This window comes from Psychrobacter sp. GW64-MNA-CIBAN-0177, assembly GCF_040309585.1.
Taxonomy (GTDB): Bacteria; Pseudomonadota; Gammaproteobacteria; order Pseudomonadales; family Moraxellaceae; genus Psychrobacter; species Psychrobacter okhotskensis.
The window spans coordinates 1-246 of sequence record NZ_JBEOOY010000515.1 but is presented as its reverse complement, the minus strand read 5'-3'; the positions used below and the strand labels follow the sequence as shown (position 1 = coordinate 246).

Here is a 246-nt window from a genome sequence, read left to right as displayed (position 1 = left end):
CCAGCACGCAGACCATGAACACTGCGATGCGGCTGTACCACGGCGCCACCTGGCGCGTGCTGATCGTGCCGCCGCTGAACGGGCCCCGTGGGCGCGTTGCGCGGTCAGCGCCCTTGAAGGCCATGCTCAGGATCAGCGTGCCCACGGCCCAGGCCAGCAGGTAGCGCACCACCGGGAAACCGTACCAGAGCATGCTCATCACGGTTTTGGGGTCTTCCTTCACATACTGGAAGACCAGGCCGTTGA

General features: G+C 65.4%; 1 protein-coding gene. It reads right to left on the bottom strand.

What is annotated here, in order from left to right; translation table 11 throughout:
• The coding region (locus tag AAEY79_RS16045; RefSeq protein WP_352289693.1) for a hypothetical protein at window positions 1-246 on the bottom strand (246 nt) is incomplete at both ends.